Raw genomic sequence first — 13,643 nt, 5'->3', positions numbered from 1 at the left:
GAACCGATGAAACGTTATGAAAAGTTTGCAGACGATATCGCTGAACTGATTCGCTCCGGGGTGCTCGGCCCCGGCCAGCGCGTGCCCTCGGTACGTTATGCCAGCCAGACGTATGGGGTCAGCCCCTCGACGGTGTTCCAGGCCTATTACCTGCTGGAGCGACGCGGACTGATCCGGGCGCGGCCGCGCTCCGGTTACTTCGTCAACAATAATGCGCTACGGCAGTTTTCCGAGCCGGTGATCAGCACACAGGCCAGTGAGTCCACTGAGGTGGATGTCAGCGAGTTGGTGTTCTCGGTACTCGACTCGATCAAAGATCCGCAGACCGTGCCGTTTGGCTCAGCATTCCCAAGCCCTACGCTGTTTCCACTGCAACGGCTGGCACGCTCGCTGGCCAGCGCGAGCCGGCAGATGGACCCGCGCATGGTGGTCACCGACATGTCACCGGGCAACCCGCAACTGCGCAGGCAGATAGCGTTACGGTACATGGTCGGCGGCCTGATGCTGCCCATAGAGGAACTGCTGATCACCAACGGCGCGCTGGAAGCCCTGAATCTGTGCCTGCAAGCGGTCACTGAGCCGGGGGATCTGGTCGCGATAGAAGCCCCGGCGTTCTATGCCTGCCTGCAAGTGCTGGAACGCCTGAAGCTCAAAGCCGTGGAAATTCCGGTGCACCCACGCGATGGCATCGATCTGGGCGTGCTCGCACAAACCCTCGAGCGCCACCCGATCAAAGCGTGCTGGTGCATGACCAACTTTCAGAACCCGATGGGCGCCTCCATGCCCGAAGCCAAGAAACGCGAGTTAGTGGAATTGCTGCGCCAGCACCAGGTTCCGTTGATTGAAGATGACGTCTACGCCGAACTGTATTACAGCCCGCAAGCGCCGAAGCCGGCGAAAGCCTTCGACACTGAAGGGCTGGTAATGCATTGCGGCTCGTTTGCTAAAAGCCTGGCGCCGGGTTACCGAATCGGGTGGGTTGCCGCGGGACGTTATGCGCAGAAAATCGAGCGACTGAAACTGATGACATCGCTGTGCGCGTCGATGCCCGCTCAGGCGGCTATCGCCGATTATCTGCAGCATGGTGGCTATGACCGGCATCTGCGCAAACTGCGCTACGCCCTGGAAGAACAACAAAGCGCCATGCTCAGTGCCATCGCCCGCCACTTCCCCGCGCAGACGCGGGTCAGCCAGCCCGCAGGCGGGTATTTCCTGTGGCTGGAGCTACCCGAACACATGGACTCCCTGAAGCTGTTCCAGATGGCCCTGGCCCAAGGCATCAGCATCGCGCCCGGGCCGATATTTTCCCCGACCCAGCGCTTTCGTAACTGCATCCGCCTCAACTACGGTAGCCCGTGGGATGATGCGTCGGAACAGGCCATGGAGACCCTGGGCCGGATTATTCGCTCGTTCTGACAACGCCCGCCAAGCACCACGCGACGCTATCGACCGCCCCCCAGATCAATAAACGTCCCGGTGGCGTAACTGGCTTTTGCCGATAGCAGCCAGATGATCGCCTCGGCCACTTCCTCCGCACAGCCACCGCGCCCCATGGGAATGCCGGGTTCGAGTTTGCTGACCCTATGTGGATCGCCGCTCAAGGCATGGAAATCGGTAAAGATATAGCCCGGTCGCACCGCGTTGACCCGAATCCCTTCACCCGCCACTTCCCGCGCCAGGCCTAGGGTAAACGTATCCAGCGCGCCTTTGGAGGCGGCATAGTCGACGTATTCCCCGGAAGCCCCAAGCCGGGCCGCGACCGAAGAAACGTTGACGATGCTGCCACCTTTGCCACCATGACGTGGCGACATACGCAGCAAGGCGTGCTTGGCGCACAGCATCGGTCCGACCACGTTGGTTTTCATCATTCGGAGCATGCGGAACTCGGACATCTCTTCGACCCGGGAGACCTCCGCGACGGTGCCCGCATTGTTGACCAGCGCCGTCACAGGCCCCAACTCCGCGTCGATCCGGGCGAACAATCCGATAATTTCATCTTCATCGCTGACATCTGCCTGCACTGCCATCACCTGCGCCCCGAGTTTGCGAATGTGTGCGCACACCCGCTCGGCCGCTTGATGGTCGGACAGATAATTGATGCAAATACGATACCCCTGCTCTGCGGCAAGCAAAGCAGTTGCAGCCCCGATGCCACGAGAGCTGCCGGTGATGAGAAGAACTTTTTCCATGGGTGAGCTTCCGATCAATCGCTAATGGTGGTCAGCCTAGCGCAGGCTTGGGGCGAGAGAAAGCCATGATCCGACACAGATCACGCTTCATCAAGCACGCGCTTAACCTCCTCTTTCCGCTTCGCACGACTGATATCCGCCATAAAGCGTTCCGCCGGCAACGGATGACCTAAAAGAAAACCCTGCAGGGAGTTGCAGCCGAGTTCGGTCAGGAAATTTTGCTGCTTATCGGTTTCAACGCCCTCGGCGACGATGCGTAATCCAAGCGCCTGGCCCAGGGCGACGATTGCCGAGACGATCGCCGCGTCGTCGCTGTCGTGCTCCAGGTCGCGAACAAAGCCCCGGTCGATCTTCAGCTCGTTAGCGGGCAGGCGTTTGAGGTACATCAGGCTGGAATAGCCGGTACCGAAGTCGTCGATGGACAGGTCCACGCCCATATCTGACAGTTGCTGCAACACGGTCATGCTGACGTCAGCGTCACTCATGGCGGTGGTTTCGGTAATTTCCAGGGTCAGGCTGTTCGCTGGCAGACGGTGCAGCGCCAAGGCCCTGGCGACGCTGGTGACCAAATCGTTGTGGCAGAACTGCAACGCCGAGAGGTTCACCGCAATCCGCCAGTGGCTGTAGCCCTGCTCATGCCAGACGCGCATTTGCCGGCAGGCTTCGTTGAGCACCCATTCACCAATCGGAATAATCAACCCGGTCTTTTCCGCAAGCCCAATGAACGTGTCCGGCAGCAGCAAACCCAGCTGTGGATGGTGCCAGCGCAGCAAGGCCTCCGCGCCTAATGGCAGGCCACTACCGGCATCGAATTTTGGTTGGTAATGCAAGCAAAACTGCTCTTGTTTGAGCGCCCGACGCAAGTCCTGCAACAGTTGCAACTGGTTGCGCGCATTGGTGTTCATCGACGCATCGAAAAAACAGTAGCCGTTTTTCCCCGCACCTTTGGCGTGGTACATCGCGGCGTCGGCGTTCATCAGCAGCTCATGCTGGGTCTGGCCATTGCCGGGGTACAGGGCTATGCCAATGCTGGCGGAGACTTGCAAACTATGATCGGTGACCATAAAGGGCTGGGCGATCAAAGCCACCTGACGAGCTGCGACGCTCGACGCGTCTTCTGTCTCGCTCAGTTCGACCAGCAGGACAAACTCATCACCACCGATACGTGCCAGGGTATTTTTGCCGTGCAGGTCTTCCCGCAGCCGCAGCGCGACCTGGCGCAACAACAAGTCGCCCATATGGTGACCAAACGCATCGTTGACGGGTTTGAATCCATCCAGGTCCATGAACATCAGTGCAAAACAGCCGCCATGCTCGTCGACCTTGCCCATGGCGTGTTCGATACGGTCCGCCAGCAACACCCGATTGGGCAGGCCGGTCAGCGTGTCGTGCAGAGCCAGTTGGGTCAATTCTCGATTGGCCACGCTCAGCGAGTTGGACAGCTCGGCAGTGCGATCCTCCATGCGAGCATCAAGGATCGACGTCAGCAAGGCAATCGTCAGAACCGCAAGGCTGGTGACCAGCACGAGCGTGTCCAGGCCATCAACCCGCAACCCACTGCCGACCGCACCACAGAAACTGCCATCGGCAAAACCTGCCGCCGCCATACCGGTGTAATGCATGCCGACAATGGCCATGCCCATGAATACTGCGGCCCCGCCTCTAGCCAAGCGCACATAGGGCGTTTGCCGACGCAGCCGAAAGGTAATCCATAATGCTGCCGCTGAAGCACTGACCGCGATCACCAGGGAACCCACAAACAACGAGGGGGCGTATTCAATGCCCGGCTGCATCCGCAACGCCGCCATGCCGCAATAGTGCATGGCGCTGATTCCGGCGCCCATGACCAGCGCGCCAAAGCTCAGTTGCAGGGCTGGCAGTTGCGGTTGGCTGACCAGCCACAGGGCAAAACCGCAGGACAAAATAGCGAGTGCCAGCGACAGCAAGGTAATCGGCAAGTCGTAGCCGAGTTCGACTGGCAGATGGAACGCAAGCATCCCGATGAAATGCATGGACCAGACGCCAATGCCCATCGCCAACGCCCCGCCACCCATCCATAGATAAACCGCGCGGCCCTTGGCCGTGACAATACGCCCTGCAAGGTCCAGCGCCGTATAAGACGCCAGGATTGCGACGAAAATCGAGATCAGAACCAGCGAGGGTGTGTAACTGCCAATAAGCATGAGCGTTCTCGTGACCGTGGCAGATGATGAGCATTCATGCTGCTGAAAGGCCGAGAATTGTACTCAACTTGTACAAAAAATCGCAGTTTGTTTAATTGTTTTTTTCGTGCCCGTTACAGCCTGGATCCAGTGTAGGAGCGAGCTGCCTGCAATAGCGCCAGCTCTGGTGCATTGTGTCGATCACTCTTGAATATTCAATCCGCTCTCGGCATTCCAGCCACCGCCCAACGCCGCGATCATTTGCACACTGGCGATCAGCCGACTTTGCAGCAGGGTCAGCACGCTTCGTTCGTTACTTAGGGCAGTGGTTTGCACGTTGACCACATCCAGATAAGCAATAAGGCCGGCTTTATATTGGTTGTTGGTCAAGCGCAAGGACTCACGCGCCGACATCAAGGCCTCGGTGCGCACGCCAGCCTCATCTTCGTAGACCTTGAGCTGCACCAGATAATTTTCCACTTCCTGAAAACCGTTCAACACGGTTTGACGGTATTGGGCTACGGTCTGGTCGTAAACCGCTTCAGTGCGATCGACTTCCGCCGAGCGCTGGCCGCCATCGAACAGGGTCATCGCCAGCTGCGGTCCGACAGACCAGAAACGGTTCGGCAAGCTGATCCAGTTAGTGAACGTGGAGCTGCTATAACCGCCCTTCATACTCAACGTGAGGTCGGGGTAGTACGCGGCTTTGGCGACACCGATATTGGCGTTGGCCGCCATTACTGAGCGTTCGGCCGCAGCGATGTCCGGGCGACGTTCGAGCAACTGCGAAGGCAACTCCAGCGGGATCTGCGGCAACGCAGGAATGACGGTCGTGGCCGCCAGATTGAAGTCCGCCGGGGCTTGGCCCATCAGCACGGCGATTGCGTTCTCGAACTGAGCACGCTGCCAGATCAAATCGATCAAATCAGCCTGGGTGGTTTTTAGCTGGGTCTGCGCCTGCGCCACCGCATCTTTGCCGGAGATACCGGCACGGTACTGGTTCTGCGTCATGGTCAGCGAGCGCTGGTAAGCGTCGACCGTCGATTCGAGAAGGCGTTTTTGTTCGTCGATCACCCGCAGTTGCAGGTAGTTCTGCACCAATTCCGACTGCAAACTCAGCTGCATCGACGCCAGATCGGCAAGGCTGGCCTGAGCGCTGGCCTTGTCGGCCTCCAGACCACGACGCAGCTTGCCCCAGACATCGGCCTCCCAACTGACACCCAGCTGAGTGCTGTAAGTGTCGCGGATACCACTGCTGGAACTGGTCAGGCTCGAACTGCTGCTTCCGGCCCCCTGACTGGAGCGATTCTTACTCGCACTGAGATCAAGCGTCGGAAAGAACGCACCGCGAGCACTGCGCACCAAGGCCTTGGCCTGCCGGTACTGCGCTTCAAACTGAGCGACGGTCTGGTTTGAGCTGTTGAGTTTTTCCACCAGTCCGTTGAGTTGTGCATCGCCATACAACTCCCACCAAGCGCCCCGGGCCAGCGCATCGCTGGGCGCAGCCTGACGCCAGCCTTCGGCTTGTTTGAACTGCGCGGGCGTGGTCATTTCCGGCTTTTTATAGTCAGGACCGACCGCGCAGGCACTCAGGAACACGGCACAAAGCCCCAGACCGAGCCAACGCACAGGCCGCTGTAAAACGGGTTTGATTTGCAGGCGGTCGGTCATAGCGGAGTTTCCAAAGCAGCATCGGTGCGCACGCCACGCCATTGGTTGACGCGACGGCGCAAACGGTCGAGATAGAGGTAAACAACGGGGGTGGTGTACAGGGTCAGGATCTGGCTAAAAATCAGGCCGCCGATAATCGTCAACCCCAGCGGGTGACGCATCTCCGCCCCTTCGGCACTGCTCAGCAGCAAGGGCAAGGCGCCAAGAATAGCGGCCAGCGTCGTCATCAATATCGGTCGTAGACGTTGCAGGCACGCGCTGCGGATTGACTCCAGTGGCGTCATCCCGGACTCACGTTCCAATTGCAGCGCGAGGTCGATCATCAGAATGGCGTTTTTCTTCACCACCCCGATCAACAGAAACAGCCCGAGCAACGAGATCAGGCTGAACTGGCCACCCAGCAGATAGATCGACAGCAACGCGCCGACCCCCGCCGATGGCAAGGTCGAGAGAATGGTCAGCGGGTGAATGTAGCTTTCATAGAGGATCCCAAGCACCAGATACACCACCACCAGCGCTCCCAGAATCATCCACGGCTGGCTTTTCTGGGCGGCGGCGAACGTGTCGGCTGTCCCCGCCATTTTGGCGATGACATCGGTGGGCAAACCCACTTTGGCCACGGCGTGCTCAATGGCAGTAGAGGCTTGTTCAAGCGTCACGCCCTCCGCCAGGTCGAAGGAAATATCTTCGGAAGCGAACTGACCGTCATGGGTCACCCGGTCATTTTCCAGGCTGCGTTCGTAATGGGTGAAACTCGACAACGGAATGCGCTCGCCTGCGGCCGTGATCACCTGAACCTGCTCAAGTGTGACCGGGTCCTGAGCGTATTTCGGGTTGACCTCCATCACCACCTGATACTGGTTGAGGCTGTCATAGATGGTGGAAACCTGCCGCTGACTGTAAGCGTTGTTCAGCACTGCCGTGACCATGTTCATGTCAACGCCCAGTCGTTTGGCGGTATCACGGTCCACTTGCAGGGTAACTTGTTGCGCGCCACGACCTTCACGCCCATCGATAGCGGTCAGTTCCGGCAATGACTTGAGCGCCGCCAGCACTTTCGGGTACCAGAGACGCAGGCTGGTCAAATCGCCGCTTTGCAGGATGTATTGGTATTGCGAGGTGGTCTGCTCGCGTCCACCGCCGAATTGCAGGTCTTGATCGGCCATCAGAAACAAACGGCCACCGGGAACTTGCGGCATATTTTTACGCAAACGCTCAATGACTTTATCGGCGGCAATATTGCGTTCCTTGATGGGCTTGAGCCGCACAATCATCGTGGCATTGTTGGAGCCACCGTTGCCGCCAATAAAGCCGGCTACGCTGTCGACGGCGGGATCAGCCAGCACAGCCTTGCGGTAAATTTCCATCTTGGGCTGCATCACTGAAAACGAAAGGCCGTTGTCGCCCCGGATAAAGCCGATCAGTTGACCGGTGTCCTGTTGCGGCATGAACGTCTTGGGCACTACCACATACAGCGCGATGTTGACGCCGATGGTCAGCAGCAGGCTCAACAGGGTCAATCTTCGATGACGCAACGCCCAGCCAAGGCTGCGGTCGTAGCCCGCGACCATCCGCTCGTTGAGTCGACGACTCCAGCGTTGCAACGAATTTTCCCGATCCGGATCATGGGGTTTGAGCCAGCGGGCGCACAACATCGGGGTCAGGGTCAGGGACACCACGAGCGAGACGACAATCGATACCGCCAACGTGATGGAAAACTCGCGGAACAGGCTGGCAATAATACCGCCCATAAACAGGATCGACAGGAAGACCGCCACCAGCGATACGTTCATCGACAGCAAGGTGAAGCCTACTTCCTTGGCGCCCAGGTACGCGGCCTGCATCGGCGGCACGCCTTTGTCGATGTGCCGGGATATGTTCTCCAGCACTACGATAGCATCGTCCACCACCAGGCCAGTGGCGAGGATCAACGCCATCAGCGACAAGTTGTTCAGGGAAAACCGGACAGGTACATGACGGCAAACGTACCCACCAGCGACACCGGGACCGCCAGCGTCGGGATCAACGAAGCGCGGAAGTTGCCAAGGAAAAAGAACACCACCAGGATCACCAGAGTCACGGCGATTAACAGCGTCATTTCTGCTTCGTGCAAGGTCGCCTTGATCACTGGTGAGCGGTCCATGGCCAGGTCCAGATTGACGCTGGCTGGCAGCACTGCCTGCAAGGCCGGTAATTGCGCCTTGATCTGCGCCACGGTCTCGATGATGTTGGCACCGGCCTGACGGTTGATGACCAACAACACCGCCTGCTTGTCGTTGAAAAAACCGGCGTTATAGCGGTCCTCCACTGCGTCACTGACTTTCGCCACGTGACTCAGGCGCAGGGCCGCACCGTCCTGATAGCGGATGATCAGCGGTTCGTAATCCTTGGCTTTTTCCAGCTGGTCGTTCGCCTGCACCTGCCAGTTGTGGTCGGCGTCCTCCACCGACCCTTTAGGTTTGCGCACGTTGGCATTGGCAATCGTAGTGCGGACTTCATCCAGCGACACACCATACTGATTGAGTAGTTGCGGCTCGAGTTCGACCCGTACGGCAGGCAGCGAGCTGCCGCCGATCTGCACTTCGCCGACGCCGTTCACCTGAGACAGGCTTTGCGAGAGGATCGTCGACGCCAGGTCGTACAGCTGGCCCTTCTCCAGCACGTCAGACGTCAGCGACAGGACCATGATCGGTGCCTGGGACGGGTTGACCTTTTTGTAGGTGGGCATGCTGCGCATACCACTGGGCAGCAGATTGCGCGAGGCATTGATCGCCGCCTGCACTTCCCGCGCTGCACCGTTGATGTCTCGATCCAGGTCGAACTGCAGAATCACCCGGGTCGAACCCTGGCTCGAACGGCTGCTCATGGTGCTGATCCCGGCAATCGTGCCCAGGGAGCGCTCCAGTGGCGTCGCCACGGTGGAGGCCATGACCTCGGGGCTGGCGCCCGGCAAGCTGGCCGAGACCACAATCACCGGGAAGTCCATGTTCGGCAGGGGCGACACCGGCAGCAGACCGAAGCTGACACCGCCCAGCAAGATGATCGCCAGGCTCAGGAGCATGGTTGCAACCGGCCGACGGATGAAGGGCCCTGACAGGTTCATACGTCGGCCTGCTCCAGGCTCGCGGGCGCACTCGGTGTGTGCCCCCATCGCCGAGCCAGACGGTCGAAATACAGATAGATCACCGGCGTGGTAAACAGCGTCAGTACCTGACTGAGCATAAGACCGCCGACCATCACCAAGCCCAGCGGCTGACGCAATTCAGCGCCGGAACCACTGGCGAGCATTAACGGCACGGCACCGAACAGTGCGGCCATGGTGGTCATCAGGATCGGCCGAAAGCGCAGCAGCGCCGCTTCGTAAATCGCCGTTTCCGGATCGACGCCCCGATTGCGCTCCGCGTCCAGCGCGAAGTCGATCATCATGATCGCGTTCTTCTTGACGATACCGATCAACAAAATGATGCCGATGATCGCGATCATTCCCAGGTCATTGCCACTGATCAGCAGCGCCAGCAGCGCGCCGACTGCAGCAGACGGCAATGTCGAGAGAATGGTGATGGGATGAATGTAGCTCTCGTACAGCACGCCAAGCACGATATACATTGTCACCACTGCGGCCAGAATCAGCAGCAAGGTGCTCGACAATGACGCCTCGAACGCCTGGGCTGCACCCTGGAATTGAGTCTGCACGCCGATCGGCATGCCAATGTCTTTCTGCACCTGATTGATCACTTCCACCGCGCTGCCCAATGCCACGCCCGGGGCCAGGTTGAACGACATCATGACCGACGGGAATTGACCGATGTGGGCGATGGCCAACTGCGCCTGGCGCTGTTCGACCCGTGCCAGACTCGACAGTTTGACCTGAGTACCGGAAGTGGTCTTGACGTGAATCTGATCCAGAGCCTGCGGCCCGAGATCGCTGCCGGAAACCGCCTGCAACACCACACGGTATTGGCTGGCCTGGGTGTAAATGGTGGAAATCTGGCGCTGACCGAAGGCGTCGTAGAGCGCATCGGTGATGTTCGCCACGCTGACACCGAGGCGGCTGGCAGCGTCACGGTCGATCAACAAATAGACCTGCAAACCCTTGTCTTGCAAATCGCTGGCGACATCGGTCAATTCTGCTCGTTTACTCAAGGCCTGAGACAGCTTGCCGCTCCACTCGGCCAACAGATCGGAGTCCGGCGACGACAGACTGAATTGATACTGGGTACGGCTGACCCGATCTTCGACGGTCAGGTCCTGCACCGGCTGCATGAACAAACGGATGCCCGACAGCGTGTCGAGTTGCGGTTGCAAACGTTGAATGATTTGCGTGGCGCTCAGGTCGCGTTCGCTGTGAGGCTTGAGGTTGATCAACAAGCGTCCGCTGTTGAGTGTCGCGTTATCACCGTCCACGCCGATATAGGAAGACAGGCTCGCCACCGCCGGATCTTGCAGGATGATTTTCGCCAACGACTGTTGCCGCTCGCTCATGGCGGCGAAGGACACCGATTGCGGCGCTTCGGAAATGCCCTGAATCACCCCCGTGTCCTGCACCGGGAAAAAGCCTTTAGGCACGATCATGTACAGGAACACCGTCAGGCCCAGGGTGGCAATGGCCACCAGCAAGGTCAGCGGTTGATGCTTGAGCACCCAGCGCAACTTACGTCCGTAGGCCGCAATCATCCAATCGATCCAGGCCCCACTGGCGCGATAAAAACGGCCCTGTTCCTCTGCCTTGGGCTCACGCTTGAGCAACCTGGCGCACATCATCGGCGTGAGAGTCAGGGACACCACGAGGGAAATCAGGATCGCCACCGCCAGGGTGATCGCAAACTCACGGAACAGCCGACCGACTACATCAGCCATGAACAACAATGGAATCAACACGGCGATCAGCGAAATCGTCAGTGAGATCAGGGTAAAACCGATCTGCCGCGCGCCTTTGAGTGCGGCTTGCAGTGGCGTGTCGCCCTCCTCCAGGTGTCGCGAGATGTTCTCCAGCATCACGATGGCGTCATCCACCACAAAGCCAGCGGCGATGGTCATCGCCATCAACGTCAGGTTGTTGACCGAGAACCCGGCCAGGTACATCACACCAAACGTGCCGACCAGCGACAGCGGTACGGCAATCGACGGAATGATCGTGGCACTGACCCGACGCAAGAACAGAAACGTAACCAGGACCACCAGCGCGATGGCTATCAGCAACTCGTGCTGCACGTCAGTGACCGAAGCACGAATGGTTTGCGTGCGGTCAGTCAGGACAGTGACATCAAGCCCTGCGGGCAGGTTATCAGTGATACTGGGCAGCAGCGCCTTGATCCGGTCGACCACCTCGATGACGTTGGCACCGGGCTGGCGCTGAATATTGAGCAGCACAGCCTGGTTCTCGTTGGCCCAGGCTGCCAGCCGTTCATTCTCCGCCCCGTCGATGACCTGAGCCACGTCCTTCAGACGCAAAGGCGCGCCATTTTTGTAGGCGAGAATGAGTTCCGCGTATTCCTCCGGCGACTTCAACTGGTCGTTGGCATCCAGCATCGATACCCGCGTCGGGCCATCGAAGTTACCCTTAGGCTGGTTGACGTTGGACGCACCGATCAGCGTGCGCACATCCGCGAGGTTCAGGCCATTGGCGGCCAGCGCTTCAGGGTTGACCTTGATCCGTACCGCCTGACGTTGTCCGCCAGCAATACTGACCATGCCCACACCGCTAATCTGGGCGATTTTCTGCGCCATACGCGTATCGACCAGGTCGTTAAGCTTGGGCAGCAGCATGGTTTTGGAGGTAATTGCCAGGGTCAGTACCGGGGTGTCGGCCGGGTTGACCTTGTTGTACACCGGCGGTGCTGGCAGATCCGTGGGTAAAAGATTGGTCGCACCGTTGATCGCGGCCTGCACTTCCTGCTCAGCGACGTCCATATTGAGGTCGAGGCTGAAACGCAGGGTGATCACCGAGGCACCACCGGAACTGGTCGAGGCCATTTGCGTGAGCCCTGGCATCTGCCCGAACTGCCTCTCCAAAGGCGCGGTCACTGCGCTGGTCATCACTTGCGGACTGGCGCCGGGGTAAAGCGTCAGCACGCGAATCGTCGGGTAATCCACCTGAGGCAAGGCCGAGACCGGCAGCAAGGTATAAGCAATCAGGCCGGCCAGAACGATGGCCAGCATGCTCAGGGTGGTCGCTACCGGACGCAGGATGAACAGCCGGGAGATGTTCATACGCGGCTTTTTTCCGCCTTATTGGCTACAGCCGATTCATCAGTACCCTTTGAAGGTTGACCCTGCAACTTTTGCACCGGCGCGGCGGGGACGTCCTTGCTATCGTTGACCACTTCCACCTCACTGCCATCGCGCAAGCGATCGGTACCCTCGAGCACGACGCGCTCGCCTTCGGCCAGGCCGCTGGTGATAACGGTGGCTTTTTCGTCGCTCGCTCCGGTCTGCAATTGGCGAATCTTGACCTTCTTGTCGCCATCCATCACGTAGGCGAATGTCCCGTTGGTACCGAACTGGATCGCTGCAGAAGGCACCAGCACTGCGTGTTTAAGGGTGTCGGCACGCAGGCGCAGGTTGACGAACTGATTGGGAAACAGCAGTTCGTCCTGGTTATCGAAACGGGCCTTGAACTTCAATGTGCCCGTGGTGATGTCGATCTGGTTGTCCAGGCTGTACAGCACGCCGGTGGCTTGCAGTTTTTCGTCACCCCGGTCCCAGGCTTCCGCCAGCAGCTTGTCGCCACTGCGAAAACGCGCAATGACCACTGATAAGTCTTTCTCGGGCAGGGTGAAATTGACGGTGATGGGTTTGGTCTGGGTGATGACCACCAGCGCTGTGGTGTCATTGGCCGCCACCAAGTTGCCTACATCCAGTTGGCGCAGCCCGGTACGCCCTGCGATAGGCGCACGAATTTTGGTGAACTCCAGATTGAGTTTAGCGTTTCCCACCGCAGCCTGATTGGTCTTGATCGTGCCCTGATACTGACCCACCAGTGACGCAGCGGTGTCCAGTGTTTGCTTGGCAATGCTGTCTTCGGCATACAGGCCGCGATAGCGCTCCAGATCAATCTGCGCGTTTTTGAGCAACGCCTGATTGGTCAGCAATGTACCTTCGGCCTGCTCCAGCGCAATCTGGTAACTGCGTGGATCAATCTCGGCCAGCAGGTCACCCGCCTTGACCATCTGCCCTTCCTGGAAGTTAAGTTTGACCAACTGCCCCGCTACCTGGCTGCGAACGTTGATCGTGTTCATCGCCGTCACGGTACCCAGCGCTTTGTAGTAAATCGGGAAGTCACCCACGGTGGCAGGCGCCACACGTACAGGTACCGGCCCGGTTGCGCCGCCAAAGCCCGGACGAGGCGTACCGCTCGTAGACTTTGGATGGGTGGCTGCCGCGCTTTTGTGTGTGGCTGAAGACGGCCACCACCACCAGCACAGGCCGATGATAATCAACAGGACTGCCAGGCTGATCAGCCAGCGACGGGAACTACGGGGGCCAGAGGATTGCATGAATAAATCAACCATTGTGCGCGTGGCGCTTCTACGGGAGGCTGAACAATAAGCACAGTTGGGGCCCAAGCAAAGCGCCTTTACCGGCAATTTACTTAGCGCTTACTTTCGATAAGACCCTGAAG

At 59.0% G+C, this 13,643-nt stretch carries 6 protein-coding genes and 1 pseudogene; 1 reads left to right on the top strand and 6 read right to left on the bottom strand.

Going from position 1 to position 13,643, the window contains the following annotated elements; all coding sequences use genetic code 11:
- Window positions 1-6: 6 nt before the first annotated feature.
- The gene (gene mapR / locus RGU44_RS05475; RefSeq protein WP_322179402.1) at window positions 7-1,416 is read left to right on the top strand and encodes a GntR family transcriptional regulator MpaR; all 1,410 of its coding nucleotides are present in this window, start codon (window positions 7-9) and stop codon (window positions 1,414-1,416) included.
- A 26-nt stretch (window positions 1,417-1,442) separates the two neighbouring features.
- Here mapR and RGU44_RS05470 read toward each other — a convergent pair whose 3' ends face one another.
- The 6 genes and pseudogenes from RGU44_RS05470 to RGU44_RS05445 form a co-directional block, all read right to left on the bottom strand.
- The gene (locus RGU44_RS05470) at window positions 1,443-2,189 is read right to left on the bottom strand and encodes an SDR family oxidoreductase (RefSeq protein WP_322216030.1); all 747 of its coding nucleotides are present in this window, start codon (window positions 2,187-2,189) and stop codon (window positions 1,443-1,445) included.
- 80 nt (window positions 2,190-2,269) lie between these two features.
- Window positions 2,270-4,372 carry a putative bifunctional diguanylate cyclase/phosphodiesterase gene (locus RGU44_RS05465; RefSeq protein ID WP_322216028.1) on the bottom strand — a complete coding sequence of 701 codons (2,103 nt, stop codon included), beginning with the start codon at window positions 4,370-4,372 and terminating at the stop codon, window positions 2,270-2,272.
- 180 nt (window positions 4,373-4,552) lie between these two features.
- The gene (locus RGU44_RS05460; protein ID WP_322216025.1) at window positions 4,553-6,022 is read right to left on the bottom strand and encodes an efflux transporter outer membrane subunit; all 1,470 of its coding nucleotides are present in this window, start codon (window positions 6,020-6,022) and stop codon (window positions 4,553-4,555) included.
- Window positions 6,019-9,125, bottom strand: a pseudogene (locus tag RGU44_RS05455) (efflux RND transporter permease subunit). Before RGU44_RS05455 ends, RGU44_RS05460 begins: the two are co-directional and overlap by 4 nt.
- A complete protein-coding gene (locus tag RGU44_RS05450) occupies window positions 9,122-12,232 on the bottom strand; it encodes an MdtB/MuxB family multidrug efflux RND transporter permease subunit (protein ID WP_322179406.1) in 3,111 nt (1,036 codons plus the stop codon). The pseudogene RGU44_RS05455 and the gene RGU44_RS05450 overlap by 4 nt, the downstream one beginning before the upstream one ends.
- Complete coding sequence (locus RGU44_RS05445; RefSeq protein WP_322216023.1) at window positions 12,229-13,533, bottom strand: MdtA/MuxA family multidrug efflux RND transporter periplasmic adaptor subunit; 1,305 nt, start codon at window positions 13,531-13,533, stop codon at window positions 12,229-12,231. The genes RGU44_RS05450 and RGU44_RS05445 overlap by 4 nt, the downstream gene beginning before the upstream one ends.
- Window positions 13,534-13,643 lie beyond the last annotated feature (110 nt).

It is taken from the genome of Pseudomonas sp. 5C2, assembly GCF_034314155.1.
In the GTDB taxonomy this organism is placed as follows: domain Bacteria; phylum Pseudomonadota; class Gammaproteobacteria; order Pseudomonadales; family Pseudomonadaceae; genus Aquipseudomonas.
Note: the sequence above shows the minus strand (reverse complement) of the source record. Positions and strands in the feature narration are given on the sequence as shown.